The sequence below is a fragment of the Streptomyces sp. NPDC050418 genome (genome assembly GCF_044458745.1).
Taxonomy (GTDB): Bacteria; Actinomycetota; Actinomycetes; order Streptomycetales; family Streptomycetaceae; genus Streptomyces.
In genome coordinates this window covers 229,211-254,085 of record NZ_JBITIG010000007.1, presented here as the reverse complement: position 1 = coordinate 254,085, position 24,875 = coordinate 229,211, and the positions used below count along the sequence as shown (strand labels likewise).

The following is a 24,875-nucleotide window of genomic DNA, read 5'->3' as shown; positions in this document are numbered from 1 at the left end:
CCCTTCGTCATGCCGTGGGCTCAGACCATCAGCTGGTCGTACGCCTCTTCGCTGCTGTCGCGCAGGAACTGCAGGCAGCGCTCGTGCTCGTCCTTCTCGTCGATCGCGCCGGCCGCGCGGGCCAGGGCGGCCAGGCAGCGCAGGAAGCCGCGGTTGGCCTCGTGGCTCCACGGGACCGGGCCGTGGCCCTTCCAGCCGGAGCGGCGCAGGGCGTCGAGGCCGCGGTGGTAGCCGGTGCGGGCGTACGCGTACGACTCGATGGTCCGGCCGCCCGCGAAGGCCTCGTCCGCGAGCAGCGCCCAGGCCAGGGAGTACGTGGGGTGCGCGGCGGCCGCCTCGGCCGGGCTCGCCGTGGCGACGAGGGCCTTCGCGGCCTCGTTCTCCGCCAGAAGGGTCGGGCCGGGGCCGCCGAGCAGGTTCTTGTGGGTGTCCATGGCCGCAAGTCTGTCACCCGGTCCCGGCGGGTGGTTTCCTCGGGGACGACGAGGGAGGCGCCCATGCCGGTCCGTCGCGCACTCGCCGCGGTCGCCGTGGGCGGGGCCGCCGTGTCCGTGCTCCTGATGCCCTGGGGGCTGCCGCTCGGCTGGGACGAGCTCGTCTACGCGACCCGCTTCCCCTCGTACGCGGACGGCCTGGACGTCGCGTTCAGCGCACCGCGCACGCGGGGCGTCCCGCTCCTGATCGCGCCCGTCGCGCTGTGGAGCGACTCGGTGGTGCTGCTGCGGCTGTGGCTGCTCGCGCTGTGGGCGGGCGCGCTGTACCTGGGATTCCTGCCCTGGCTGCGGGTGCTGCGGCCCGCGCGTGCGGTGCCGGCGGCGGCCGGGGTGTACGCGGGCGTGTGGAGCGTCCTGTTCTACGCCGGGCACGCGATGCCCAACCACTACACGGCGATGGGGGCGCTGGCGGCGAGCGGGTGGCTGCTGGTGCGGCCTGGGGGTGGGGGTGCCGGTGCCGGTATCGGTGTCGGTGCCGGGTCGCTCGGTGGTTCGCGCGCCGGGCCGTACGCGGGGATCGTGCTCGGTCTCGCGACGGCCACGCTGATGCGGCCCAACGACGGCGTGTGGGTGGGGCTTTCACTCGCGGGCGCCGCGGCGTGGTGGCGGTGGCGCGGGGCGGCCCTCGCGGTCGTCGGCGGTGTGGCGGCCGGACTCCTGCCCTGGGTGGTGGAGGCGCGGCTGCGGTACGGGGGTGTGGGGGCGCGGATCGAGGCGGCGAGCGAGATCCAGGGCGGCCTGCGCCCGGTGCTCTCGCTCCGCGCCCACCTCGCGGCCCTCGACGGCCGCCTCCTGTGCCGCCCGTGCGACGGGGACGAGGTGAGTCCGCCAGGGGTGGCGGTGTGGGTGGTGCTCGTCGGGCTCGGGGTGGCGGGGGTGGTGTGGGCTCGGCGGGAGCGGGAGCGGGAGCGGGAGCGGGAGCGCGAGCGGGAGCGCGAGCGCGAGTGGGGGACGGGTGGCGACGGAGGGGCCGTGCCCGCCCGCCCCACCTCCCCCCTCCCCCTCCCTCTCATCCTCACCACCGCCACCTGCGCCGCCGCCCCGTACTTCGTCCTCGTGCCCTACGCCGCGCCCCGCTTCCTCTTCCCCGCGTACGCACTGCTCGCCCTGCCCGCCGGGCTGGGGGTGCTTGCCGTGTGGGAGTGGGTGCGGGGATCCCGTACGAAACGGGCCGTCGTCCTTGCCGTCCTCGGGGTCCATGCCGCCGGGCAGCTGCTCGTGCTGCAGCGGCATGGGGCAATCCAGGAGCGGGCGCGCAGTGACTGGGAGCGGGTCGCGCGGGTGGTCGCCGGCGAAAGGGTGCGGGCGCCGTGCGTGCTCGGCGGGAACGCTCAGCTGCAGCCCGTCGCGTACACCGCGGGCTGCCGCGCCACCAAGGAGCCGCACGTCCCCGACGCCCTCGTGCTGCTGCGCCGCGAGCCGCCGCCGTGGGCCGCCGGATGGGAGCGGCACCCTGTGCCGGATACGTACACGAGCGGCTGGACCGTGCTGGTCAGGCCGGGTGCACAGAGCCCGTGAGACGGCTGTGACCAGGCAGCCCTTGCCGATACGGGGGAGGATTGCGGAGGATGCCGGTGGGGACCGGGGCCCCCGTGCCGGCATCGGCAGGGGCGGACCGCTACCCGAAGTACCGAGGAGACAGTGATGTCCCACGAGACCGCAGAGGCGGCAGCCGTCCCGGACACCCCGGAGACCCCGCATCTCGACTTCGCCGGCACCACGCCGTACGAGGACTACGTCCAGGCCGACGTCCTCACCCACCTGCAGAAGACCCTCTCGGACGATCCCGGGGAAATGGTCTTCCTGGTGACCACGCAGGTCATGGAACTCTGGTTCACCGTGATCGTGCACGAGTGGGAGACCGCAGCCCGGGCGATCCGCGACGACGAGCTGACCGTCGCGAAGGACGCCCTGAAGCGTTCCGTACGGGAACTCGAAGCGCTGAACGCGTCCTGGACGCCGCTCATCGGCCTCACCCCCGCACAGTTCAACTCCTACCGCGCCGCTCTCGGCGAGGGCTCCGGCTTCCAGTCGGCGATGTACCGGCGCATGGAGTTCCTGCTCGGCGACAAGTCCGCCTCGATGCTCGTCCCGCACCGGGGTGCGCCGCGCGTCCACATGGAGCTGGAGAAGGCCCTGCACGAGCCCTCGCTCTACGACGAGGTGCTGCAGCTGCTCGCCCGCCGCGGATACGCGGTCCCGCAGGCCGTCCTCGACCGCGACCTCTCGCAGAAGTACGAGCCCTCGGCCGAGGTCGAGGCCGTGTGGGCCGAGGTGTACGGCGGCGACCAGGACGGTGAACTGGTCCGGCTCGGCGAGGCGTTGACCGATGTCGGCGAGCTGGTGTGGCGCTGGCGCAACGATCACCTCGTGGCGACGCGCCGCGCGATGGGGTCGAAGACCGGGACGGGCGGGTCGGCGGGTGTGGCCTGGCTGGAGAAGCGCGCCCGCAAGAACGTTTTCCCCGAGCTGTGGACGGCGCGGTCCTATGTCTGAGCCGACCTCGCTCGCGATACGGGCCGCGGAACTGGACGCGGCCGATGAACTGGGCAAGATACGCGAGCAGTTCGTGCTCGACGCCGCGCCGGACCAGGAGCCCGACGACGCGGCCGTGTACCTGGACGGCAACTCGCTCGGCGCCCTGCCCGCCGCCGTGCCCGCGCATGTCGCGGACGTGATCGCGCGCGAGTGGGGGCAGCTGCGGATCCGGTCGTGGACGGAGTCCGGGTGGTGGGAGGCGCCCGAGCGGATCGGTGACCTGATCGCGCCGCTCGTGGGCGCGGCGCCCGGGCAGATCGTGGTCGGCGACTCGACCTCGGTCAACGTGTTCAAGGCCGTGGTCGGCGGGGTGCGGCTCGCCGGGGCCGGGCGGGACGAGATCCTCGTGGACGCGGCGACCTTCCCGACGGACGGGTACATCGCCTCGTCGGCGGCCCGGATGACAGGGTGCACGGTGCGGCCCGTTCCGGTCGAGGAGATGGCTTCGGCGGTGGGGCCGCGGACGGCGGTCGTGCTCGTCAACCATGTGGACTACCGGTCGGGGCGGCTGGCCGATCTGCCCGCGCTGACCTCTGCGGTGCAGGCGGCGGGGGCGCTCGTCGTCTGGGACCTGTGCCACAGCGCGGGTGCGCTGCCGGTCGGGCTCGATGCGCATGGGGTCGATCTGGCGGTCGGCTGCACGTACAAGTACCTGAACGGCGGGCCCGGTTCGCCCGCGTACCTGTACGTGGCCGCGCGCCACCAGGCGTTGTTCGACTCGCCGCTGCCCGGGTGGAACTCGCATGCCGAACCTTTCGGGATGCGGCCGGAGTTCGTTCCCGTGGACGGGGCTCGGCGCGGGCGCGTCGGGACGCCGGACATCCTGTCGATGGCGGCGCTGGAGGCGGCGCTTTCGGTGTGGTCCGGGGTGTCGGTGGAGGCGGTGCGGTCGAAGTCCCTTGCCCTGACGGACTTCTTCCTGGAGTGCGTTTCGTCGTATGTGCCGTCGGGGCGGGTGTCTGTTCTGACCCCGCTCGCTCATGAGGAGCGGGGCAGTCAGGTGGCTCTGCAGTGCGACGACGCGTCTGCGGTCATGGCTGAGCTGATCGCCCGGGGTGTCGTCGGGGACTTCCGTGCGCCGGATGTCCTGCGCTTCGGGTTCACGCCGCTGTATCTGGGGTTCGGGGACGTGGAGCGTGCGGCTCGGGTGTTGGCTGAGGTCCTTTAGCTTTCCCCCCACCCCGCCCCTTCCCGAAACTGGGGCTTCGCCCCAGACCCCGGATCCGAACTTCGTTCGGATGTCCTCAAACGCCGGACGGGCTGAAAATTCAGCCCGTCCGGCGTTTGAGGACGAGCGCCCTTAAGGCGCGATACGGGGGTCCGGGGGCGGAGCCCCCGGTTTCGGGAAGGGGCGGGGTTGGGGAAAAATCGAGCCATCCGCACCACCACGAACGCGCCACAACAGCAACCCTCCGAAAGGCCCCCCAATGTCCGACGACCCGCGCGCAGCCCGAGCCGCCGCAGAAGAACACTCGGCGTTCTCGCACCCGCCGGTCGAACCGGACGGAACGGCCGCGTACGGCGAACACCCGGACCAGGTCGTGGACTTCTACGCCCCCAGGGGCGAAGGAGCCCACAGCACACCCCTCGTCGCCCTCTTCCACGGCGGCGCCTGGCGCACCCCGTACGACCGCAAGCACATCACCCCGCTCGCGGACTTCCTCGCCCGCCAGGGCTTCGCCGTCGCCAACATCGAGTACCGCAGGGGGAGTTCGATCCCCGCGCAGGGCGGGAGCGGTCCCGTCGCGGGACGGTGGCCGGAGACCTTCGACGACGTGGCCGCCGCCCTCGACGCCCTCCCCGCCCTCGTACGGGAGCATCTGCCGCAGGCCGATCCGAGGCGCACCGTCCTGACCGGCCACTCCGCGGGCGGCCAGCTCGCGCTGTGGGCCGCGTCCCGGCATGTTCTGCCCGAGGACAGCCCGTGGCACGCCCCGTATCCCACGCATCTGCGCGGCGTCGTGGCCCTCGCCCCGATCGCCGACTTCGAGCGGGCGCGCGAGCTGAAGGTGTGCGGCGACGCGACCACTCAACTTCTGGGAGGCGAGGGCAAGTTCGAGGAGCGGGCTCTTCTGTCCGACCCTGCCCGGCTGCTTCCGACGGGCATCGCCACCGTCCTGGTCCAAGGCCGCGAGGACACCGACGTCCCGTACACCGTCGCAGAGGCGTACGCGGACGCCGCCGCGAAGGCGGGGGAGGTCGTCGGTCTGACGCTGCTCGAAGGCATCGGGCACTTCCCGCTGATCGACCCGGCCGCCGACGCTTCCGCGGTCGTCGCCGAGGAGATCGCCCAGCTGGCGTTCTAGGGCGGCATCTGGGCGCGGCCCGCCAGGGCTGCCGCAGCCGAGCGGGCCGCCCCGCACCCCGCTCGCTACGATGCGGACATGCCCCTGACGCTGACCGACGTGGACCGTTTCGAGGCCGCCCGCCCCCGTCTCGAAGCCATCGCCTACCGCATGCTCGGCTCGTCGGGCGAGGCCGAGGACCTCGTGCAGGAGACGTATCTGCGCTGGCAGGCGGCCGATGTCGAGCGGATCGAGGTCCCCGAGGCCTGGCTGACCAAGGTGCTCACCAACCTCTGCCTCAACCAGCTGACCTCCGCCCGCGCCCGCCGCGAGACCTATGTCGGCCAGTGGCTGCCCGAACCGCTCCTCGAAGGCGACCCGATGCTGGGCCCGGCCGACACGGCCGAGCAGCGCGAGTCGGTCTCGTACGCCGTCCTGACGCTGATGGAGCGGCTCTCGCCGAACGAGCGCGCGGTGTACGTGCTCAAGGAGGCCTTCGCGTACGGGCACCGGGAGATCGCGGAGATCCTCGACATCAGCGAGGCGGCCAGCCAGCAGACGTTCAGCCGGGCCAGGAAGCACATCGCGCAGGGCAAGGCGCGTGCCGAGATCGACGAGGCGGCGGCGAAGCGGATCGTCGAGGAGTTCCTCGCGGCGGCGACCAGCGGGCAGACCGAACCGCTGGTGAAGCTGCTGACTTCCGATGCCATCGCGGTCGGCGACGGCGGCGGGCATGTGCCGGCGAAGGCCACGCCGTTCGAGGGGGCGGTCGCGGTGGCGAAGTTCCTGCGCGGCCTGTTCAAGCCGGCCGACGTCAAGCGCAGGATGCTCGGCGGTACGGCCTCGGTCTACGCCTCCACGGCCAACGGCTCCCCGGCCCTGGTCGTCGTGGTCGACGGCAAGGTCTACGGGGTCATGTGCCTGGAGCAGACCGACGAGGGCATTGTCGCGGTCCGCAGTCAGGTCAACCCGGAGAAGCTGGGGCGCGCCACGGAGGTCTGGGCCTCGGCCGACCGGGGAGAACCGCTGGTCGACGCCCTGTTCTGACCTGCACGTACGGCCTGCTCCGACCCCATCGCACCCTCTGTGGCGCAGGTCACACCGCTCTCCTGTCAGGAATCCGCGGGCTGCCCGGTTCAAGGGGCGTAACCGCGAAGAGAGACAGCGAAGAGTCGACAGGAGCAGGGACATGACTGGTACCGCAGGCAAGGGCAAGCACCGCATCGTCGTCCTCGGCGCCGGTTACGCCGGGGCCTCCGCGGCGGGCCGCCTCGCCAAGAGGCTGCACCGCGACGACGTCGAGATCACCCTCGTCAACGCCGAGCCGGACTTCGTCGAGCGGGTCCGCAACCACCAGCTCGCCGCGGGCCAGGACCTGAAGCACCGGCCGTTCGACGCGATGTTCGCCGGTACGGGCGTGGACATGAAGCTCGCGAAGGTGACCGCCGTCGAAGTGGACCGCAGGTCCGTGCGCGTCGTGAGCACGGCGGGCGAGGAGGACCTCCCGTACGACTCGCTCGTGTACGCGCTGGGCAGCCGCTCGAACGACCACGGCGTCCCGGGCGTCGCCGAGCACGCGTACGAGGTCGCGAGCCGGCCGGGCGCGCTGCGGCTGCGCTCGCGCCTGGAGACGCTGGAGCCGGGCCGGAAGGTCCTGGTCGTGGGCGGCGGGCTCACCGGCATCGAGGCCGTCACCGAGATCGCCGAGACCCGCCCCGACCTCGACGTGGCGCTCGCGGCCAGTGGCGGGCTCGGCGACTGGCTGAGCACCAAGGGCGCGGCGCACGTGCGCAAGGTCTTCGGCCGCCTCGGCATCACGGCGTACGAGAACACGCAGGTCGCGGCCGTGGAGCCGGGCCAGGTGAAGACCGCGGACGGCGAGCTGATCGCCTCCGAGGTCACCGTCTGGACCACCGGTTTCGCCGTCCACCCGCTCGCGCAGGCCAGCGGACTCGAGGTCACCGAGAACGGTCAGATCGTCGTCGACGGGATGATGCGCTCGGTGTCGCACCCGGAGGTGTACGCGGTCGGCGACGCGGGCTACGCGATGGGCGCCGGCGACAAGGCGCTGCGGATGTCCTGCGCCTCGGGCACCCCGATGGCGTGGCAGGCGGCGGACGCGATCACCGCGGACCTGACGGGCCTCAAGCAGCCGAAGATGCCGCTGCGCTACTTCAACCAGTGCATCTCGCTGGGCCGCAAGGACGGTCTGATCCAGTTCGTGACCGCCGACGACGTCTCGACGCAGCGCACGATCACGGGCCGTACCGCGGCGCTCTACAAGGAGATCATCTGCAAGGGCGCGGCCTGGGGTGTGGCCAACCCGGGAGCGACGGTCATGTCGCGCGGGCGCCGCGTGAAGGCCGGGGAGCTCGCGCCGGCGGTTGCCTGAGGTGAGCCGGAGAGGGCCGGGACTTCGTGTCCCGGCCCTCTCCGCGTGGTCGGCGGGGCGGCGGCCCGTAGTACCTGAGACGGACCCCGAAGGATCCGGCCCGCAGGTGACGACGCAGGTCGCGGGGCCGCATACCGTCGTCACCGTGAACCAGACAGCGCACGAATCCCCTGGCGCCGCGGACGGCGGCGCACGCACCGAGGACGGTGGCGCACGCACCGAGGCCCGGCTCATCCGCGGCGGCCTCGGTGCGCTGCGCGCCGACCTCTTCACCGGCGCGTTCGCCTTCCGGCCTCTGCCTCCGCTGCCCGCCGACCACCGCCTGGTGAAGCGCATACCGCGGCGCTTCCGGGACCGGGGGCGGTGGCTGCCGCACGCGACCGTCGTCCTGGCCGCCGTGTTCGTCTTCCTGCTCGGCGTCGCGGAGAACAACGACGACTTCGTCGGTCTGCTGCAGGGCCTCGTCGCCGCCGCGCCCGTGCTGCTCACACTGTCCCGGCCGGTCGCGGCGTTCTGGCTGTCGCTCGGGATCAGCATGTTCGGAGTGGTGATCGGGGGTGTCGCCGTCCACGGCGCCTTCCCGTGGACGGCCGCCGGCTTCCTCGGCCATCTCGTCGTGATGACCCAGGTCGCCCTGCGCAGCCGGCCGAGGGTGGCGGCCGAGATGTGGCTGCTGACCCTCGCCTTCGCCGGTGTCGTCGTCGGCTACGAGGGCAACGGCGACGACGCCCTGACCGCCATGGTGATCCTCTCCGCGCTCTCCCTCACGGCCGCCGTCGCCTTCGGCGGCTGGAACACGGCCCGGCGCGAGGTCGCGGTCAAGGAGGCCGAGGTGGCCGCGAAGGAGGTGGACACGCAGGCCGAACGTTCCAAGCGCACCCGTCTCGAAGAGCGCACCAACATCGCGCGCGAACTGCACGACGTCGTGGCCCACCACATGAGCGTCGTGGCGATCCAGGCCGAGGCGGCCCCGTACCGCGTGGAGAATCCGCCGCCGGAGCTGGAGCAGGCCTTCGCGACGATCCGCGAGAACGCGGTGGCGGCGCTCACCGAGCTGCGGCGCGTGCTCGGGGTCGTACGGGCGGAGGATTACGAGGCGCCGGACGCGCCGCAGCCGACGCTCGCGGATCTCGACGGGCTCGTGCACAACGTGCGGGAGATCGGACTCGTGGTCGACAAGACGGTGACGGGGGCCGTACGCGAACTGCCGCCGGGTGTGGAGCTGTCCGCGTACCGCATCGTGCAGGAGGCCCTCAGCAACACTCTGCGGCACGCGCCGGGCGCGCAGGCCAAGGTGGAAGTGTCGTACGTGCTCGGCGGATTGGGTCTGCGGATCGTCAACGGCCCGGCGACCGGACTGATCAAGACGTCACCCGGCGCGGGGCACGGCCTCACGGGGATGCGCGAGCGGGTGGCCATGCTGGGCGGGGCGATGACCGCCGGCGAGAGCGCGGACGGCGGCTACGAGGTGAGCGTGTTCCTGCCGGTCGCGCCCACCGACCAGGAGCCCGCGGAGGAGAGCGCATGAGCGGCGGCGGTATCCGGGTCGTCATCGTCGACGACCAGATGATGGTCCGCGAGGGCTTCTCCGTCCTCCTCAACGCGATGCCGGACATCGAGGTGGTCGGCGAGGCGGTCAACGGCCGCGAGGCCATCGCGCGCGTCGCCGAACTCCGGCCGGACGTCGTCCTGATGGACATCCGCATGCCGGAGATGAACGGCATCGAGGCCACCCGCGAGATCGTCGCGTCCGACGCCGCCACGAAGGTCCTGGTCCTGACCACCTTCGACCTCGACGAGTACGTGTACGAGGCGCTGCGGGCGGGAGCGTCGGGCTTCCTGCTCAAGGACGCCTCCGCGCGTCAACTCGCCGAAGGTGTACGGGTGGTGGCGGCGGGCGAGGCCCTGCTCGCGCCGACCGTCACGAAGCGGCTCATCGTGGAGTTCTCGCGGATCGGCGCGACGAGCGGCCTCAAGGCCCCGGCCCAGGACCAGATCGGCGACCTCACGGAACGCGAGACGGAGGTCCTGGTCCTCATCGCCCAGGGCCTGTCGAACGCGGAGATCGCCGACCACCTCGTCGTCGCCGAATCCACCATCAAGACCCACGTCTCCCGCATCCTGGTGAAGCTCGGCCTCAGGGACCGCACGCAGGCGGCGGTGTTCGCGTATGAGGCGCGGTTGGTGACGCCGGGGTGAGGGAGTGTGCGGCCGGTGGCGCGCGGGCCGTGACCTGCGGGTGCGCGGCTCCTTAGAGTCGCCGTATGACACCGTCCGCCTTCGCCCCGTCGTCCCCCGGCTTCGCCGCCGACCCCTACCCCGCCTACGCCGAACTCCGTGCCACCGGACGGGCGTTGTGGTTCGAGCCCTCGCGGCAGTGGCTGATCCCGCACCACGCGGATGTGTCCGCCCTGCTCAGGGACCGACGGCTCGGGCGCACGTATCTGCACCGGTTCACGCACGAGGAGTTCGGCCGCACCTCGCCCCCGCCCGGACACGAGCCCTTCCACACGCTCAACGACAACGGGCTGCTCGACCTGGAGGCGCCGCGGCATCCCCGGATCCGACGGCTCGTCTCGAAAGCCTTCACGCCGGGTACGGTGCGCGAACTCCAGCCGTACGTCGAGGAGCTGGCCGCCACGCTCGTGGCGCGGATCGTGGCGAACGGCGGTGGGGATCTGGTGGCGGAGCTCGCCGAACCGCTGCCCGTCGCCGTGATCGCCCAGATGCTGGGAATCCCGGAGAACGACCGGTACTTGCTGCGGCCGTGGTCGGCGGACATCTGCGGGATGTACGAGCTGAATCCCTCCGAGGCGACGGCACGCAAGGCCGTCACCGCCTCGCTGGAGTTCTCCGCGTATCTGCGCGAGTTGATCGCCGGGCGGCGCAAGGAGCCGGGGGAGGATCTGATCTCCGGTCTGATCGCCGCGTACGAGGACGGGGAGCGGCTCAGCGAGCAGGAGATGATCTCCACCTGTGTGCTGCTGCTCAACGCGGGTCATGAGGCGACGGTGAACACGACCGGGAACGGGTGGCTTGCCCTGTTCCGTAACCCGGAGCAGCTGGACGCTCTGCGCGCGGACCCCGCTCCGGAAAAGTTGTCCACAGCTGTGGAAGAAATCCTGCGGTACGACACCCCGCTCCATCTCTTCGAGCGCTGGGTGCTCGACGACATCGAGGTCGGTGAGGTCCGGATCCCCCGGGGCAGCGAGGTCGCGCTGCTCTTCGGCTCCGCGAACCGGGACCCCGCCGTCTTCCCCGACCCGGACCGCCTCGACCTCACACGGGCGGACAACCCGCACGTCTCGCTCGGCGCCGGCATCCACTACTGCCTGGGCGCCCCGCTGGCCCGTGTCGAACTCGCCGCGTCCTTCGGCCAGTTGCTCCGGCAGGCGCCTGCGCTGCGGCTCGTGGGGGAGCCGCAGCGCAAGGACGGGTTCGTGATCAGAGGGCTGGCGAGCCTTCCGGTCGAGGTCTGAGGCCGCGCCCCGGCCCGAGGGCTCAGGTCTGCAGATCCCTGCGCCGCAGCCCCACGAGCCCCGCCACCGTGAACGCCGCGGCGAGCGCGAGCTGGATGAGGACCGGCGTCCACAGCATCTCGTTGCCGGGCAGCTTCGGCAGATGCTCGAAGGGCGACAGGTTCATCACCGCCGACGGCAGGTTCAGCGCCGCGCCCAGCCAGCCGAGGCCGAGCGAGAGGCCCGCGTACGCCCAGCCGAGGGCCGCCGCCCGCGGCAGGAAGCCGTACACGAGGACCGCGAACGAGCCGAGCAGCCAGACCGCCACGGTCTGCACGAGGACCGCGCCGAGGATCGGCCCGTAGTCCTGCCCGTAGCCGGCCGCGAGGCCGAGCCCGCCGAGCAGCATGATCACGGCCGCGCCGCCGAACGCCACGTACAGATGGCCCATCGCCCACTGGATCCGGCCGACCGCGCCCGCGAGGATCGGCTCCGCGCGCTGCGAGGTCTCCTCGCCGTTGAGGCGGAGCACCGACTGGACGATGTACAGCGCGGCGAGCATCGCGAGCATGCCGGTCATCGCGGCGAGGAAGGAGTTGGTGACGCCGGTCTGGCCGCCCATGCGCTCCAGGATCTCGCGGGTGTTCTCGTTGTCGCCGACGAGATCCGATGCGCCGTCCGTCATCGAGCCGAACATCAGGCCCGCGAGCAGGAAGCCGATGCCCCAGCCGAGCAGCGAGCCCTTCTGCAGCCGCCAGGCCAGCGAAGTGGCCGTGGAGAGGCGGCCGTTCGCCGGACCGGGACGGGCCGGCAGGAAGCTCATGCCGACGTCGCGGCGGCCCGCGAGGTTGTACGCGACCGCGCCCTGGATCACGATCACGGCCGCGAACAGCAGCACCACCCACCAGCGTTCACCCGCGAAGGCGCGCAGGTTCTCGGCCCAGCCGATCGGGGAGAGCCAGGTCAGAACGTGCGAACCGTCCGTCGAGGCCGCGTCGCCCGCCGCCTTCAGTGCCCATGCGAGGCCCAGGACAGCCGCGGTGAGGCCCTTCGCGAGCCGTGCGGTCTCGGTGAGCTGGGCCATGACGGCCGCCATGGTCGCGAAGACCATGCCGACCCCGCCGATCGCGAGCCCAAGGGCCAGCGCGCCGGCGGCGCCTTCGCCCGCGAGCCCGAGCGTCGTCAGGAGCGCGATCCCGGCGTTGGCGGTCAGCGCCACGAGGAGCGCGGCGGTCAGCGGTGCCCGCCGCCCCACCATCGCGGACGACAGCATCTCCTGCCGCCCGGTCTCCTCCTCCTCGCGCGTGTGCCGGACGACGATGAGCAGGCTCATCACCGCGGCGAACGCGCCCATGAACGCCACGTACCGCCAGGAGACCAGCGCCCCGAGCGAGTCGTCGAAGACGGGCCCGTACAGCGAACGCAGCGAACTGTTCGTCGCCATCGAGGTGACGACGTTCGCGCGCTCCTCGGGCGTGTTGTAGACCGAGCCGAGCGAGCCCGCGGCGCTCGCCGTGGTGCCGCCGATGGCGAGCACCCACAGGGGCAGCATGATCCGGTCGCGGCGCAGGGCGAGCCGCAACAGCGTGCCGGTGCCCGCGAGATGGCGGTTGCCGCCGGTTCGCGGCGCGAAGTCCGCAGTCACCGCAGTCATCGCGCCATCGCCTCTTCGCTGCGGACATCGTCCTGGTAGTGCCGCATGAACAGCTCTTCCAGGGTGGGCGGCGTGCTCGTCAGCGTCCGTACGCCGGACTCCGCGAGCGACTTGAGCACCGCGTCGAGCTTGTCCGAGTCGACCTGGAGGCGGACCCGGTGGCCCTGGATGTCGAGATCGTGGACGCCCGGGAGCTGTGACAACCCGTTGGGCGCGCCCGCGAGTTCGGCGGACACGGCGGTACGGGTCAGATGGCGCAGGTCCGCGAGCGAGCCGGTCTCGACGGCCGCTCCCTTGCGGATGATGCTCACCCGGTCGCAGAGCTCCTCGACCTCGCTGAGGATGTGGCTCGACAGGAGCACGGTCCGGCCGCGCGCCTGCTCCTCGCGCACGCACACCTGGAAGACCTCCTCCATGAGGGGGTCGAGTCCGGAGGTCGGCTCGTCGAGGATCAGCAGATCGACGTCGGAGGCGAAGGCCGCGACGAGGGCGACCTTCTGGCGGTTGCCCTTGGAGTACGTACGGCCCTTCTTGGTCGGGTCGAGCTCGAACCGCTCGATCAGGCTCGCGCGCCGCGCCTTGTCGAGTCCTCCGCGCAGCCTGCCGTACAGGTCGATGACCTCGCCGCCGCTGAGGTTGCGCCACAGGGTCACATCACCGGGGACGTAGGCGATACGGCGGTGCAGCTCCACCGCGTCGTTCCACGGGTCCTTGCCCAGGAGCTGGGCGGCGCCGGAGTCGGCGCGCAGGAGGCCGAGCAGGACGCGGATGGTCGTGGACTTCCCGGCACCGTTCGGGCCGAGGAAGCCGTGGACCTCGCCGGTTTCGACGTCGAGGTCGAGACCGTCCAGCGCATGTGTCTTGCCGAACGACTTGTGCAGTCCGGAGACGGTGATTGCCTTCGTCATGCTTTTGAACGTACGGTAAGTTCACGAATTTGTGAAGTTAAGGAAGCGTATAAACTCGACCGTGGCGTCATGAGCAGGGGAGAGGATCGACGGATGAGTCAGAGCGGTGGGGCAGCCGACACGGTGCGGTCGGATTTCGTGGAGAAGTTCGCCGCTCAGCTGGTCGAGGCGGGGATGCCGCGGATGCCGTCGCGCGTGTTCGCGGGACTTCTCGCCTCCGAGACGGGCGTGATGACCTCCGCCGAGCTCGGCAAGGAGCTGCAGATCAGCCCGGCCGCGGTCTCCGGCGCGATCCGCTATCTCTCCCAGGTCCACATGGTCTCGCGCGAGCGCGAGCCCGGTTCACGCCGTGAGCGCTATCGCGTGCACAGCAGCAGCTGGTACGAGGCGCTCACCAACCGCGAGTCGATCCTCAAGCGCTGGGAGGCGACCCTCAAGGAGGGCGTCTCCATGCTCGGCCCCGAGACGGACGCGGGCCGGCGGATCGCCGAGACCCTCGAGTTCTTCACGTTCCTCGACAACGAGCTCGGCACGCTCATGGACCGCTGGCGGGCGCATCGCGAGCGGGTCTTCGGGCCGAACGCCTGATCCCCGCGCAGGGGCTGCGCGAGGGCGCTACGCCGGCAACGTCAGCGTCCAGGCCCCCGCCCGCACCGTCCACGTCCGCGTCCGGACCGGACCCGCCGTCAGCGCGTCCGCGCGGTAGCGGAAGTCCGGGCCCGAGACCGTGACCGAGCGGGCGCGGGTGAGGAGGGACGGGGCCGCGGCGCCCACCGACGTCGGGCGGACCTCCACGCGGGCGAGGCCGCCACGCGACGTGGAGACCCAGATGTCCTCGACCGGCTGGTCCAGGTCCACGAGCGTCACCCCGTCCGCCTCGACCCGCAGCCGAGAAGGTCCCGGCGCTCCGGCCGGGGCGGGGCGGACGAGCGTCCGTACGAGGGACTGGCAGGTGCGCCACCAGTGGTCACGGCCGTGGGGCTCGGCCCCGGACCCGGCGGAGGCGGTCCCGCTCCCTGACGGCGCCAGCGCGGGAATGCGCAGGTCGCCCAGGACGACACCGTCGCTGTCGTCCACCAGGAGGTCCAGCTGCCGCCCCGCACCGTCGAGCACCGCGGAGGCCGCCGCGACCGGTCCGGACGGCACGCCCAGGTCCTGGGCGAGCCGGGTCTGTGTGCCCACGGGCACCAGTGACAGGACCGCCGAGGCCAGCTCACGCTCGCGGTGCAGCACGGCGACCGCGCGCAGCAGCGCCCGGTCGTCCCCGACGACCACCGGTCTGCGCGCCCCGCGGCGCTGCAGCGCCCGGGCGAATTCCTCCGGCCCGTCCGGCAGACAGATCTTCACCGGGCCGCCGGAGCGTGCGCAGAGCACGTCCTTCGCGATGCGGACGGACTCCCCGTCCGCGCGCCTGGCGGCGGGATCGACGACGACAAGGAGCGGCTGAGCCGTGTTCGCGGCGGGCGCTGAAGCCGACACCTCGGTCCTTCCTCAAGGTACGGGGTAGCATCTTTGTGCAAGAGCCCCTTGCGCTATTGCGCCAGGGGCTTGGTCTATTCCGGGGCACCGGTCCGACGTCCGCGGTCAATGGGGACCGCCAGGTGTACGTGCACACGTACGCCCCTGACCTTGGACATGCCCCGCCCGGAAGGGGTGTACGCCTGTGCCCGCACTTGTGCTGCTCGGTGCTCAGTGGGGTGACGAGGGCAAGGGAAAGGCCACCGACCTGCTCGGTGGCTCCGTTGACTATGTGGTGCGCTACCAGGGTGGCAACAACGCCGGCCACACGGTTGTCGTAGGCGACCAGAAGTATGCGCTCCACTTGCTCCCTTCCGGGATCCTCTCGCCCGGCTGTACGCCGGTCATCGGCAACGGTGTCGTCGTCGACCCGGCCGTCCTGCTCTCCGAGCTGAGCGGACTGAACGACCGCGGTGTCGACACGTCCAAGCTTCTGATCAGCGGAAACGCCCACCTCATCACGCCGTACAACGTCACCGTCGACAAGGTGACGGAACGGTTCCTCGGTAAGCGGAAGATCGGCACGACCGGTCGCGGCATCGGCCCGACCTACGCCGACAAGATCAACCGTGTGGGCATCCGCGTCCAGGACCTCTACGACGAGTCGATCCTCACCCAGAAGGTCGAAGCGGCCCTCGACACCAAGAACCAGCTCCTGACGAAGGTCTTCAACCGTCGCGCGATCGAGACGGACAAGATCGTCGAGGAGATGCTGCAGTACGCGGAGCAGATCAAGCCGTTCGTCGCGGACACCACGCTGATCCTGAACAACGCCATCGACGAGGGCAAGGTCGTCCTCTTCGAGGGCGGCCAGGGCACGCTCCTCGACGTGGACCACGGCACGTACCCCTTCGTCACGTCCTCGAACCCGACCGCGGGCGGCGCCTGCACGGGTGCGGGCGTCGGCCCGACGAAGATCAACCGGGTCATCGGCATCCTCAAGGCGTACACGACGCGCGTCGGTGCGGGCCCGTTCCCGACCGAGCTGTTCGACCAGGACGGCGAGGACCTGCGCCGCATCGGCGGCGAGCGCGGTGTGACGACGGGCCGTGACCGCCGCTGTGGTTGGTTCGACGCCGTGATCGCCCGTTACGCGACCCGCGTCAACGGCCTCACGGACTTCTTCCTCACCAAGCTGGACGTCCTGACCGGCTGGGAGCAGATCCCCGTCTGCGTCGCGTACGAGATCGACGGCAAGCGCGTCGAGGAACTCCCGTACTCCCAGACGGACTTCCACCACGCGAAGCCCGTCTACGAGTACCTGCCGGGCTGGTCCGAGGACATCACCAAGGCCCAGACCTTCGCGGACCTGCCGAAGAACGCGCAGGCGTACGTGAAGGCCCTGGAGGAGATGTCGGGCGCGCCGATCTCGGCGATCGGTGTCGGCCCCGGCCGGACCGAGACGATCGAGATCAACTCGTTCCTGTAGGCGTTCACACCTTGGGGGCGGACTGTGTGGTGACAGTCCGCCCCCAACGGCGTTTCGCCGACACTCGGGACCATGAGGGAACACACGGACGCCTACATGCTCGTCGAGGACTTCGAAGAGATCGCAGCCCACGCTCCGGAGACGGTCACCCTGGAGTTCATCGGGCAGCGCATCCGCGAGAAGTGTGTGGCGGACGGGAATCACTCCGAGGTTCTCCAATGGCTGCTGCGCCGCCTGTTGGAGACCAGACCCGATGCGTACCTGTACTCCCTGCGGGGGCTTCAGGTGGAGACGCACGGCATGGGGCGGGCCCGACCGGACGGCACCCTGGCCCCGGACGAGCACTTCAGGGGCCACGGCGAGTGGTCCGACCCGGCCGGAATCCTGATGACCGTCGAGGTCACCTCGTACGACTCCGACAGCCTGCACAGTGACCGTGTGGAGAGGCCCGAGGCCTACGCGGGCGCCGGAATCCCGGTCTATCTGCTGATCGACCGTGCCGCGCGTGATGTCGTCGTGCACACCAACCCCGACCCGGAGCGCGGGCGCTACGAGGACGTGCACACCGCGGCCTTCGGTAAGGAAGTCACCCTCCCCGACCCCGTCGGCATCACCCTCGACACCGAGATCCTCAAGAACTACGTGCGCTGACGAGCCGTAGGCACTACGCGTCGAACGCCGTGCCGCGCCCCACCTTGTCCCAGGCCGTGAGGTCCGCCCGGACCTGGTCCAGGTGCCCCAGGATCGTGTCGATCGAATCGCCGCCCAGGGCGAGACGCAGAGGAGTCTCAGGTGCGTCGAGCGCGGCGAGCACTGCGGCCGCCGCCTTCGCCGGGTCGCCGGCCTGCTGGCCGCCGCCCGTCTCGACGTAGGCGCGCGTCGCCCCCACCGTCTCCGCGTAGTCGGCGATCTCGCCCTCGCTCAGGCTGTGGTTGCCGAACAGGCTGGTGCGGAACGCGCCCGGTTCGACGATCAGCACATCGATGCCCAGCGGCTTCACCTCGGCCTGGAGCGCCTCCGACAGACCCTCAAGCGCGAACTTCGTCGCGCTGTACGCGCCGAAGCCGGCCATCGACATCTGCCCGCCCACGCTGCTGAGCTGCACGATCGCCCCCGAGCGGCGGGAGCGCATGTGCGGGAGCACCGCGCGGGTCAGGGCCGCGGGCCCGAAGAAGTGCACGTCGAAGAGCGAGCGCAGTTCGGCGTCGCCGTTCTCCTCGACCGAACCGACGTGCGTCCGGCCCGCGTTGTTGACCAGGACGTCGATCCGTCCGTGGCGGCGCACGATGTCCGCGACCACCGCGTCGATCGCGGCGTGGTCCGTCACGTCCAGCGTGACGGCCTCCACCTGGTCGGGGTGGGCGGCGACAAGATCGTCCAGGGTCGCGATCCGGCGTGCGGCCGCCACGACCACATCACCGGCGCCGACCGCCGCCTCCGTGAACGCCCGCCCGAAACCGCTGTTGGCGCCCGTGATCAGCCAGACCTTGTTCATGGTGTCTCCCCCTCGAAGTGGCGTTTCCCGCTGACGAGTCAAAGCCTCGCCCCGTCCGCCCTTCCCCGTCCAAGACCTGCCGTGATAGCCATCGGTTATGGACGTACACGGACGGGACCTGCGCTACTTCGTGACGGTCGCCGAGGAGCTGCACTTCACGCGCGCCGCCGAGCGCCTGTACGTGTCGCAGCCCGCGCTCAGCAAGCAGATCCGGGCGCTGGAGCGGCAGTTGGGGGCGCCGCTCTTCGAGCGGGACCGGCACGGCGTACGGCTCACGGGCGTGGGCGAGGCGCTGCTGCCGCAGGCGCGGCAGGTGCTGGCCGCGTGGGAGGCGGCCGTGGCCGCGGTCGAGCGCGCGAAGGCCGCCGCGCGCGCCACCCTCGTCGTCGGCATGAGCCACAGCCCGGCGCGCGGCGGCCTGCGGCCCGCGATCCGCTCCCGGTTCACGGCGGCGCACCCGCTGGCCGAGGTGCGGATGCGGCAGGTCACGTGGGACGACCCGACCGCCGGTCTCGCGAACGGCTCCAGCGATATCGCCTTCGTCTGGCTGCCGTTGGCCGATCCGGAGCGCTTCCGCTGGGTGGTGCTCGCGACGGAGCCGCGCCAAGTCGCCCTGCCGGAAGGCCATCCGCTGGCCGCGCGCGACCGCATCCCCTTCACCGACCTCCTCGACGAACCCTTCCTCGCCCTGCCCCGCGAGGCCGGTGACCTGCGGGACTACTGGCTTGCGACGGACGAACGGGCGGGCCGCCCGCCGCGGATCGGCGCGGAGATCGCGAGCATCGACGAGACGTACGAGGCGCTGGTGGACGGCCGGGGCGTGTGCCTGGTCGCGGCGGGCAACGTCCCGCTGGTCGCCCGCGGAGGCGTGATCACCCGCCCGGTCGACGGCGTCGCACCGAGCCGGTTCGCGCTGGCGTGGCGGGCGGGGGACGAGCGGCCGTTGGTGCGGGGGTATGCGGAGGCGGGGCGGTTGGCGGTGGGGGAGGGGTGAGGCCGGCTGCTCATACGGCGACGGCCTGCTCCCTCGTGGCGGGTCAGAGGCGTGCGGCGGCGGCTTCGAGGAGGCGGGTGACCTCGGATTCGGCGAGTGGCATGGTGCCCGCCTTGAGGATCACTCCCACCGTCGAGACGTTGGGTCCCTTGCGCAGGTGGTACATGTCGATGATGGTGAACCAGCCCTCGGAGCCCACCCGTTTGAGCGTCATGCGCACGGCGGTGCGGTCCTCGGCGAGCTCCGGCATGGTCAAGCGCGTGGGGGTGAAGGTCACTGCCTCACTGCCCTCGAAGTTGATCCGCCGATCGGCGCAGGCGGTGGGCCAGGAGCGCAGATGCTCCAGAGCGGAGGTGGCCTGCCTCTCGGTGGCATAGCCTCCGGCTTCGGACCCGATGGTGAGGCCCGAACCCTTCGTGGAGGACTCGTAGGTGATCTCGGCGCCACCGGTGGTGCGCATCTTCTCGCCCGTGAGGGCGGCGCGGCACTGGCTGTCCGTGACGTGCGCCCATGTGTCGCTGTCGTCGACCGCCTTCCCCGGCTTGGTCTCGACCTCCCCCGGTACCCACCCGGTGCCCATGTCCCCCGACGACAGCAGCGCCTCCGCGGCGGCCTCTTCGTCGAAGGGAGCCTGCGCCTTGCCCCAGGGATTCTCAGGTGCGGCTTCGGAGCGTTGGCCGGTCGGCCCCGGCCGCCCCTTGTCCGGCCAGGATGCCCCGCCGTCGCCACCGGAACCGCAGGCGGTGCACAACAGAACGGCGAGAGTCATTCCCGCCATGGCGGCGCCCCGTGTCGTACGACGTCCACGCGCCCGCATCCGCGTATCTCCTCAGCGCCCAGGGCCTCGTTCCACCGGCCGCCAGATTGGTTGTGTACACAACAATACGTCGACCCTGTGTGATCTCCGGGTCGCGAACACCCCAGCTATTGCAGACCTGTTGCAGACTCAAGGACTGAGGCGGAAGGTCACGACGCCCGCACCAGCTCCGCCGGCCCGCTTCCCAGGCCCCGCCACTCCTCGACGAGGAGCTTGCCGTCCGCGTACGGCGTGACGCGTTCGCTGGTGCGGGCGCCGCAGTCGCCGCTGGACGGCTTCGACGAGGGCCCGTACACCAGACCCTTGTCGAGCGACGCCAGCACCTGCGTCGTCGTGCACGGCGTCTCGTACCGCTTGTCGACCACCGTGATGCGGGCCGTGCCGACCGCGCCCGCCTCGATCGTGAACCAGATCTTGTTGCGGTTGCCCTCCATGTCGAGCGCCTGCCATTTCCCCACGTACGAGGAGGGGACGGACGTCCCGGAGCGGCTGAGCCGTACGCTGCCCGCGCTCGACTTCAGGTTCAGGACGTCCGCCGATCCGGCGGTCAGCGACATCTCGGTCGGGAACGTGCACTTGGCCGGATTGCGCTGCAGCGGGACCTCGCCGCCGTTCAGCTCCAGCGTGGAGGAGTCGGCGGAGACGGCCACCGACTTGCGTACGCACATCCAGTCGTTGCCGACGTCCACGGAGGTCGCGACCGTATCGCCCTCGGCCCCCGCGCGGATGTCGAGGCGCAGAACGCCGTTGCTGCCGGGCAGTTCGCCCTCCCAGCCGCCGATGAAGGCCGCGGCCACCTTGCCGTCGCCGCCGTCCCCACCGGACGAGCCGCCCTGCCCCGACTCCTCGGCGGACGGGTTCGGCGATTTCCTGCCCTTCTCCTTGCCCTTCCCCTTGGACTCGGACGGCTTCGGCGAGGGCGTCCCGGACTTGCCGGGCGACTGCGTCACCCCGCCGGCCGCCACTCCCGAACCCTTCGCGTCCGTCCGGCTTCCGCCGTCGTTCCCGGGATTGAGTACGTACGCCAGCGACGCCGCCGCGCAGACGGCGAGGACCGCGCCGGTGGCGATGAGAGTGGTGCGTTTGCGCCCCGGCGGCTTCGGCTTCGGCTTCGGCTTCGGGCCGGGCTCCGTGGACAGGGACGCGCCATCCCCGCCGGTGGGAGGCTGCGAACCCGCTTCCTCCTCGCCGCGCTCCGGCACCTCGGCGGCCAGTACACCGCTCGCATGCCGGGTCAGCAGCTCCTGTACGGGCTCCGGCAGCCACGGCCCGAGCGGCTCGGGATTGGCCAGCTCCAACAGCCGTTCCGCATCCGGCCGTTCGCCGGGCTCCTTCCGCAGGCACTCCCTCACCAGCGGGAGAATCTCCTCCGGAACGCCCTCCAGATCCGGCTCCTCGAACGCGATCCGGAACATCAGGGCATGCGCCCCGCTGTCGTCGCCCTCGAAGGGACTGCGGCCGGTCGCCGCGAAGACGAGGCTGCAGCCGAGTGAGAAGAGGTCGGATGCGGGCGTCAGGCGCTCACCACGCACCTGCTCGGGGCTCATGAACCCGGGTGAGCCCAACACCGCGCCGGTCTGCGTGAGCTGACCGCCGGTGACGGTGTCGAGCGCGCGGGCGACACCGAAGTCGATGACGCGTGGGCCCTCGGCCGTGAGCAGGACGTTGGAGGGCTTGAGGTCGCGGTGGATCAGCCCGGCCTCGTGGACGGACCTGAGCGCGTGCGCCAGCCGGCTCGCGAGCACGCGCAACGACTCCCCGGGCAGCGGACCGTACTCCCTGCCCACCACGGCCTGCAGCGACATCCCGGGGATGTAACCGGTCACGACCCACGGCACCACGGCCTCGGTATCGGCATCGATGACGGGCGCGGTCCACTCCCCGCCGACCCGCCGCGCGGCGGTCACCTCCCGCGCGAACCGCTCCCGGAACTCTCTCTGCCCGGCCAGCTCCCCATGCACGAGCTTCACGGCAACGGCTTCCCCGCCACCGTCCCGCGCGAGATACACCCGCCCCATTCCACCGCTCCCCAAGCGGCCGACGAGCGTGTACGGACCGATCCGTGCGGGCTCGTCCGGGGTCAGCGGTTCGAGACCATCCATGCGTCGGATCTTTGCACGCCTGTACGGGAGTTGGGCCCTACTTGGCCCAGTCGAGGAAGGTGGTCCAGGTGGGGGCGGTGAGGGTGAGGTGGGGGTGGGTGGGGGTCTTTGAGTCGCGGACGTGCACTGTTTCGTTGCGGGCGGTGGCGAGGTGGGCGAAGGCCACCTCGACGCACTCGCCGCCGCTGTCGCTGCTGTAGCTGGACTTGAACCACTGCAGGTTGCTGGTCATTGAGTTGCTCCCGCCAACTTCTCGATGAGGCCCAGCGATTCATGCGGCCCCAGTGCCTGTGCCCGGATCTTCGCATAGCGCTGTGTGTACGTACTCACCTTTGCGCGGTCGCTGATCAGCAGGCTCTCGTCCTGCGGTTCGAGGTATACGAGACGGTCGTGTTCGTTGGTCTCCACCAGGGTCATCGGTCCTCGTGTCCCGGCGTGCTGGCCGGAACGCCCCGCGTCCAACGGCAGGACCTGCAGCGTCACATTCCGCCGCCGGCCACACTCGGCGAGGTGCAGCAACTGGTCGCGCATGACCCGCTCGTCACCCACGACGCGTCGGAGCACGGCCTCATCGATGACGAGCTCGATCAGCGCGACCGGCTCTCGGTCGAACAGCGCCTTGCGCTCCATCCGCGCTTCCACGAGTTCGCCCACTCGTTGCTCGGACAAGGGCGGAAAGCCGCCGCTGATCAAGGCGCGGGCGTACTCCTCGGTCTGGAAGAGCCCATGAACCGTCATCATCACGTACGAGGAGAGCGTCACCGCTGCCTGCTCCAGGGGTGCGAAGTCCTTGAACTGGTGCGGGTATTTGTCCATCCGGACAAAATCACGTGCCCGGTCGAACAGACCTTGCTCGTCGCCGAGTACCTCCTCCAGCTTGACGAGCATCAGGTCGCTGGGAGGCCGCGCACCTGTCTCCAGGGCGCTGACGGCTGATGCCGTGTACCCGATCAGATGGCCCACGTCCTCCTGGGTCAGGTTTTTCTCGATGCGCTTCATGCGTGCGAACTCGGCAATCAGCTGTGTCGCCGTACTCGCCAGCTTCTTGTTCTCTGCCCGCGCCATTGCGGTCACCCCCGGACTCAATCGAACTCAACCGGTCACCACCTGCCTGTGCCGATAGCGCACCGTTGCTACCGGTCAACAGCCAGTCATGGAAACGCTAGCCCGACCTGCGGAAACTGAACCCATGAACGCAAAAACCCACCCCACCTGGGTCCCCGCAACCGGCATCCAACTCCACCTCGCCGGCGTCCAGTTCGACGCCGTACGCGTCGACGGAGACGCCGGCCTCGCCCTCGCCGCCACCCTCTCCAAACTCACCGGCGGCGACCCGGGCCCGATCGTCGCGGAAGCGAACGGCCGCCGCGCGGTCTACTTCTTCGTCCCGCCGGGCAGCACGTCCCACCGCGCCTGGCCACCCGACATCACCCGCCTGACAGCCGGACCGGGCCGCATCTCGTACGTCCCGGTCCCGTCCCTCACGGGCCGCACCTGGCCCCTCAGCTGGCTGAGCCGGCCGACGCCGGACGGGCATCTGGTCCACGTACTGCTGTTGCGGAACGCGCTGGGTGTACACGGGCCTGCGCTCACGTCCGGGACGTGAGCGGCGACGCCGACGCCCGCCGCCCGTACGACCGCGCCGCGATGAACAACCCGATCCCCCACACCAAGAACTGCGGAATCCCGTACACCGCGATCCAGCGGCTGAAGACGCCCGGGTCGTTCCACTCGACGAAGGTGCGGTACGTGGCGAAAGCGGTGTAGGCGAGGAGGGCCGTCGCGACGGTGTAGGCCGTGGCGGTCAGGGTGCGGGGTGGGACTCGGTGGCCTCGTAGGAGGGGGAGCCAGGCCGGGAAGGTGTGGCCCCATGGGCGGACCAGGCTCAGGGCGAGGAGGCCGGCCAGGGCGGCCATCGCGTTGAGGACGAAGAGGTACGGGCCGCCGCCCTCCGCGTACCAGGTGTCGAACCTGTCCGGGTCGGCCCACAGCGGGATGCCGAGGGCCCACACGGCGTGCAGCGGGATGAAGCCGACGGTCGCGGAGAGGGCGGAGGCGTAGGCCGCGCGGATCGTGCGCCGGGACGGCGGCGGGAACGTGGGCGAGGTGTGCGCGGCAGAGGTGTGCGCGGTGCGTGCGGACATGGGTGGCCTCCTGGGGCAGGCGAGGGGGGTTGGTTCACCTCGACTGTTCCAGCGGGGCGGCCGGGCCACATCGGCGCGCGGAGTGATCAGGCTCAGCCGTGCGGGGGAGGGCGTGTCAGACCAGGTCCCCGCCCGCGTTCACGATCATCCGCTGCAGGACTCTCACCGTCGTGACGTAATCCGCGTCGTCGATGCCCTCGTGGAGGGCGGTGCGGATGGCCGGGGCGTGGGACTTGATGGTCAGGCGGGCCTTCTCGCCCTCGTCCGTGAGCCAGAGGCGGGACTCCGCGTCGCGGGTCAGCCAGCCGCGGCCGATCAAGGGCTCGGCCTCCCACGTCAGGTCGTCCCCGGGGCGGAGGTAGGCGGACATGGCCTGTTCGAGTTCGGGGATCGTCATGCCCCGGCCGTCCGGTGAGATGTCGTGGGGCGAGAGGTTGCGCAGGAGCCAGTACTGGGGCTGGGTGCAGCCCAGTTCGGCCAGGCGGGCGCGGATGAAGGCGACGGTCGCCTCGTTGGCCAGGCCCGTCCAGTAGGCGACGGGCTGCCCGGCGAGCTGCGTGTCGGTGAGGGTCTCGGCGGAGGGCTCGGTGGCGGTCATGTTCGTGACCGTAGGAGCTCAAGTGCGGTTGAGGTCAACCGTGGTGGGG

General features: G+C 71.0%; 25 protein-coding genes. 14 read left to right on the top strand and 11 right to left on the bottom strand.

The window, feature by feature from the left end:
- Nucleotides 1–20 precede the first annotated feature (20 nt).
- Nucleotides 21–434 (bottom strand): DUF3151 domain-containing protein, encoded by a 414-nt coding sequence (locus ACIBI4_RS18915; protein ID WP_399205049.1) that lies wholly within the window; start codon nt 432–434, stop codon nt 21–23.
- 63 nt (nt 435–497) lie between these two features.
- Between ACIBI4_RS18915 and ACIBI4_RS18910 the strand changes: the two genes are divergently transcribed.
- The 9 genes from ACIBI4_RS18910 to ACIBI4_RS18870 all read left to right on the top strand — a co-directional run bounded on the left by ACIBI4_RS18910 (nt 498) and on the right by ACIBI4_RS18870 (nt 11,188).
- Nucleotides 498–2,012 carry a hypothetical protein gene (locus ACIBI4_RS18910; RefSeq protein ID WP_399205048.1) on the top strand — a complete coding sequence of 505 codons (1,515 nt, stop codon included), beginning with the start codon at nt 498–500 and terminating at the stop codon, nt 2,010–2,012.
- Nucleotides 2,013–2,138: 126 nt separating this feature from the next.
- Entirely contained in the window at nt 2,139–2,990 is an 852-nt protein-coding gene (locus ACIBI4_RS18905) for a tryptophan 2,3-dioxygenase family protein (RefSeq protein WP_399205047.1), read from the top strand.
- Nucleotides 2,983–4,200, top strand: coding sequence for a kynureninase (kynU, locus tag ACIBI4_RS18900; protein WP_399205046.1), 1,218 nt, complete (start codon nt 2,983–2,985; stop codon nt 4,198–4,200). The genes ACIBI4_RS18905 and kynU overlap by 8 nt, the downstream gene beginning before the upstream one ends.
- Nucleotides 4,201–4,459: 259 nt before the next feature.
- Complete coding sequence (locus tag ACIBI4_RS18895; RefSeq protein ID WP_399205045.1) at nt 4,460–5,338, top strand: alpha/beta hydrolase family protein; 879 nt, start codon at nt 4,460–4,462, stop codon at nt 5,336–5,338.
- A gap of 78 nt (nt 5,339–5,416) precedes the next feature.
- On the top strand, nt 5,417–6,364 hold the full coding sequence (locus ACIBI4_RS18890; protein WP_399205044.1) for an RNA polymerase sigma-70 factor: 948 nt from the start codon (nt 5,417–5,419) through the stop codon (nt 6,362–6,364).
- 142 nt (nt 6,365–6,506) lie between these two features.
- The gene (locus ACIBI4_RS18885; RefSeq protein WP_399205043.1) at nt 6,507–7,709 is read left to right on the top strand and encodes an NAD(P)/FAD-dependent oxidoreductase; all 1,203 of its coding nucleotides are present in this window, start codon (nt 6,507–6,509) and stop codon (nt 7,707–7,709) included.
- Nucleotides 7,710–7,854: 145 nt separating this feature from the next.
- A complete protein-coding gene (locus ACIBI4_RS18880) occupies nt 7,855–9,237 on the top strand; it encodes a sensor histidine kinase (protein WP_399205042.1) in 1,383 nt (460 codons plus the stop codon).
- Nucleotides 9,234–9,908, top strand: coding sequence for a response regulator (locus ACIBI4_RS18875; RefSeq protein WP_399205041.1), 675 nt, complete (start codon nt 9,234–9,236; stop codon nt 9,906–9,908). The genes ACIBI4_RS18880 and ACIBI4_RS18875 overlap by 4 nt, the downstream gene beginning before the upstream one ends.
- Nucleotides 9,909–9,973: 65 nt before the next feature.
- On the top strand, nt 9,974–11,188 hold the full coding sequence (locus tag ACIBI4_RS18870) for a cytochrome P450 (RefSeq protein ID WP_399205040.1): 1,215 nt from the start codon (nt 9,974–9,976) through the stop codon (nt 11,186–11,188).
- Nucleotides 11,189–11,210: 22 nt separating this feature from the next.
- Here ACIBI4_RS18870 and ACIBI4_RS18865 read toward each other — a convergent pair whose 3' ends face one another.
- Both ACIBI4_RS18865 and ACIBI4_RS18860 read right to left on the bottom strand, forming a co-directional pair.
- A complete protein-coding gene (locus tag ACIBI4_RS18865) occupies nt 11,211–12,821 on the bottom strand; it encodes an ABC transporter permease (protein ID WP_399205039.1) in 1,611 nt (536 codons plus the stop codon).
- Entirely contained in the window at nt 12,818–13,729 is a 912-nt protein-coding gene (locus ACIBI4_RS18860) for an ATP-binding cassette domain-containing protein (protein ID WP_399205038.1), read from the bottom strand. The genes ACIBI4_RS18865 and ACIBI4_RS18860 overlap by 4 nt, the downstream gene beginning before the upstream one ends.
- Nucleotides 13,730–13,822: 93 nt before the next feature.
- Between ACIBI4_RS18860 and ACIBI4_RS18855 the strand changes: the two genes are divergently transcribed.
- Nucleotides 13,823–14,317 (top strand): GbsR/MarR family transcriptional regulator, encoded by a 495-nt coding sequence (locus ACIBI4_RS18855; RefSeq protein ID WP_399205037.1) that lies wholly within the window; start codon nt 13,823–13,825, stop codon nt 14,315–14,317.
- 27 nt (nt 14,318–14,344) lie between these two features.
- Here ACIBI4_RS18855 and ACIBI4_RS18850 read toward each other — a convergent pair whose 3' ends face one another.
- Complete coding sequence (locus tag ACIBI4_RS18850) at nt 14,345–15,208, bottom strand: diacylglycerol kinase (RefSeq protein ID WP_399205036.1); 864 nt, start codon at nt 15,206–15,208, stop codon at nt 14,345–14,347.
- A gap of 184 nt (nt 15,209–15,392) precedes the next feature.
- Here ACIBI4_RS18850 and ACIBI4_RS18845 point away from each other — a divergent pair, with 184 nt between their 5' ends.
- Both ACIBI4_RS18845 and ACIBI4_RS18840 read left to right on the top strand, forming a co-directional pair.
- Complete coding sequence (locus ACIBI4_RS18845; protein ID WP_399205035.1) at nt 15,393–16,676, top strand: adenylosuccinate synthase; 1,284 nt, start codon at nt 15,393–15,395, stop codon at nt 16,674–16,676.
- A 72-nt stretch (nt 16,677–16,748) separates the two neighbouring features.
- Nucleotides 16,749–17,327, top strand: coding sequence for a Uma2 family endonuclease (locus ACIBI4_RS18840; RefSeq protein ID WP_399205034.1), 579 nt, complete (start codon nt 16,749–16,751; stop codon nt 17,325–17,327).
- Nucleotides 17,328–17,340: 13 nt separating this feature from the next.
- On the opposite strand, the gene ACIBI4_RS18835 is transcribed toward ACIBI4_RS18840, so the two are convergent.
- Entirely contained in the window at nt 17,341–18,171 is an 831-nt protein-coding gene (locus ACIBI4_RS18835) for an oxidoreductase (protein WP_399205033.1), read from the bottom strand.
- A 97-nt stretch (nt 18,172–18,268) separates the two neighbouring features.
- On the opposite strand from ACIBI4_RS18835, the gene ACIBI4_RS18830 reads away from it, so the two are divergent.
- Nucleotides 18,269–19,165: a LysR family transcriptional regulator gene (locus ACIBI4_RS18830; protein WP_399205032.1), complete on the top strand. Its 897-nt coding sequence runs from the start codon at nt 18,269–18,271 to the stop codon at nt 19,163–19,165.
- 43 nt (nt 19,166–19,208) lie between these two features.
- Here ACIBI4_RS18830 and ACIBI4_RS18825 read toward each other — a convergent pair whose 3' ends face one another.
- From ACIBI4_RS18825 to ACIBI4_RS18810, 4 genes are all read right to left on the bottom strand, one after another.
- Nucleotides 19,209–19,934: a hypothetical protein gene (locus ACIBI4_RS18825; protein ID WP_399205031.1), complete on the bottom strand. Its 726-nt coding sequence runs from the start codon at nt 19,932–19,934 to the stop codon at nt 19,209–19,211.
- Nucleotides 19,935–20,131: 197 nt separating this feature from the next.
- Nucleotides 20,132–22,084 carry a serine/threonine protein kinase gene (locus tag ACIBI4_RS18820; RefSeq protein ID WP_399205030.1) on the bottom strand — a complete coding sequence of 651 codons (1,953 nt, stop codon included), beginning with the start codon at nt 22,082–22,084 and terminating at the stop codon, nt 20,132–20,134.
- 37 nt (nt 22,085–22,121) lie between these two features.
- Nucleotides 22,122–22,316 (bottom strand): DUF397 domain-containing protein, encoded by a 195-nt coding sequence (locus ACIBI4_RS18815; protein ID WP_399205029.1) that lies wholly within the window; start codon nt 22,314–22,316, stop codon nt 22,122–22,124.
- Entirely contained in the window at nt 22,313–23,149 is an 837-nt protein-coding gene (locus tag ACIBI4_RS18810; RefSeq protein WP_399205296.1) for a helix-turn-helix transcriptional regulator, read from the bottom strand. Before ACIBI4_RS18810 ends, ACIBI4_RS18815 begins: the two co-directional genes overlap by 4 nt.
- A 124-nt stretch (nt 23,150–23,273) precedes the next feature.
- Here ACIBI4_RS18810 and ACIBI4_RS18805 point away from each other — a divergent pair, with 124 nt between their 5' ends.
- Entirely contained in the window at nt 23,274–23,690 is a 417-nt protein-coding gene (locus ACIBI4_RS18805) for a hypothetical protein (protein ID WP_399205028.1), read from the top strand.
- On the opposite strand, the gene ACIBI4_RS18800 is transcribed toward ACIBI4_RS18805, so the two are convergent.
- Both ACIBI4_RS18800 and ACIBI4_RS18795 read right to left on the bottom strand, forming a co-directional pair.
- Complete coding sequence (locus tag ACIBI4_RS18800; RefSeq protein WP_399205027.1) at nt 23,674–24,228, bottom strand: hypothetical protein; 555 nt, start codon at nt 24,226–24,228, stop codon at nt 23,674–23,676. The two genes, ACIBI4_RS18805 and ACIBI4_RS18800, sit on opposite strands and share 17 nt — an antisense overlap.
- A 115-nt stretch (nt 24,229–24,343) precedes the next feature.
- A complete protein-coding gene (locus ACIBI4_RS18795) occupies nt 24,344–24,826 on the bottom strand; it encodes a MarR family transcriptional regulator (RefSeq protein ID WP_399205026.1) in 483 nt (160 codons plus the stop codon).
- Nucleotides 24,827–24,875: the final 49 nt, after the last annotated feature.

What these genes read in the sequence shown, in the direction of transcription:
- ACIBI4_RS18915 (WP_399205049.1), bottom strand. Translation starts at nt 434, where the DNA reads ATGGACACCCACAAGAACCTGCTCGGCGGCCCCGGCCCGACCCTTCTG.
- ACIBI4_RS18910 (WP_399205048.1), top strand. Translation starts at nt 498, where the DNA reads ATGCCGGTCCGTCGCGCACTCGCCGCGGTCGCCGTGGGCGGGGCCGCC.
- ACIBI4_RS18905 (WP_399205047.1), top strand. Translation starts at nt 2,139, where the DNA reads ATGTCCCACGAGACCGCAGAGGCGGCAGCCGTCCCGGACACCCCGGAG.
- kynU (WP_399205046.1), top strand. Translation starts at nt 2,983, where the DNA reads ATGTCTGAGCCGACCTCGCTCGCGATACGGGCCGCGGAACTGGACGCG.
- ACIBI4_RS18895 (WP_399205045.1), top strand. Translation starts at nt 4,460, where the DNA reads ATGTCCGACGACCCGCGCGCAGCCCGAGCCGCCGCAGAAGAACACTCG.
- ACIBI4_RS18890 (WP_399205044.1), top strand. Translation starts at nt 5,417, where the DNA reads ATGCCCCTGACGCTGACCGACGTGGACCGTTTCGAGGCCGCCCGCCCC.
- ACIBI4_RS18885 (WP_399205043.1), top strand. Translation starts at nt 6,507, where the DNA reads ATGACTGGTACCGCAGGCAAGGGCAAGCACCGCATCGTCGTCCTCGGC.
- ACIBI4_RS18875 (WP_399205041.1), top strand. Translation starts at nt 9,234, where the DNA reads ATGAGCGGCGGCGGTATCCGGGTCGTCATCGTCGACGACCAGATGATG.
- ACIBI4_RS18870 (WP_399205040.1), top strand. Translation starts at nt 9,974, where the DNA reads ATGACACCGTCCGCCTTCGCCCCGTCGTCCCCCGGCTTCGCCGCCGAC.
- ACIBI4_RS18865 (WP_399205039.1), bottom strand. Translation starts at nt 12,821, where the DNA reads ATGACTGCGGTGACTGCGGACTTCGCGCCGCGAACCGGCGGCAACCGC.
- ACIBI4_RS18860 (WP_399205038.1), bottom strand. Translation starts at nt 13,729, where the DNA reads ATGACGAAGGCAATCACCGTCTCCGGACTGCACAAGTCGTTCGGCAAG.
- ACIBI4_RS18855 (WP_399205037.1), top strand. Translation starts at nt 13,823, where the DNA reads ATGAGTCAGAGCGGTGGGGCAGCCGACACGGTGCGGTCGGATTTCGTG.
- ACIBI4_RS18840 (WP_399205034.1), top strand. Translation starts at nt 16,749, where the DNA reads ATGAGGGAACACACGGACGCCTACATGCTCGTCGAGGACTTCGAAGAG.
- ACIBI4_RS18835 (WP_399205033.1), bottom strand. Translation starts at nt 18,171, where the DNA reads ATGAACAAGGTCTGGCTGATCACGGGCGCCAACAGCGGTTTCGGGCGG.
- ACIBI4_RS18830 (WP_399205032.1), top strand. Translation starts at nt 18,269, where the DNA reads ATGGACGTACACGGACGGGACCTGCGCTACTTCGTGACGGTCGCCGAG.
- ACIBI4_RS18825 (WP_399205031.1), bottom strand. Translation starts at nt 19,934, where the DNA reads ATGACTCTCGCCGTTCTGTTGTGCACCGCCTGCGGTTCCGGTGGCGAC.
- ACIBI4_RS18820 (WP_399205030.1), bottom strand. Translation starts at nt 22,084, where the DNA reads ATGGATGGTCTCGAACCGCTGACCCCGGACGAGCCCGCACGGATCGGT.
- ACIBI4_RS18815 (WP_399205029.1), bottom strand. Translation starts at nt 22,316, where the DNA reads ATGACCAGCAACCTGCAGTGGTTCAAGTCCAGCTACAGCAGCGACAGC.
- ACIBI4_RS18810 (WP_399205296.1), bottom strand. Translation starts at nt 23,149, where the DNA reads ATGGCGCGGGCAGAGAACAAGAAGCTGGCGAGTACGGCGACACAGCTG.
- ACIBI4_RS18805 (WP_399205028.1), top strand. Translation starts at nt 23,274, where the DNA reads ATGAACGCAAAAACCCACCCCACCTGGGTCCCCGCAACCGGCATCCAA.
- ACIBI4_RS18800 (WP_399205027.1), bottom strand. Translation starts at nt 24,228, where the DNA reads ATGTCCGCACGCACCGCGCACACCTCTGCCGCGCACACCTCGCCCACG.
- ACIBI4_RS18795 (WP_399205026.1), bottom strand. Translation starts at nt 24,826, where the DNA reads ATGACCGCCACCGAGCCCTCCGCCGAGACCCTCACCGACACGCAGCTC.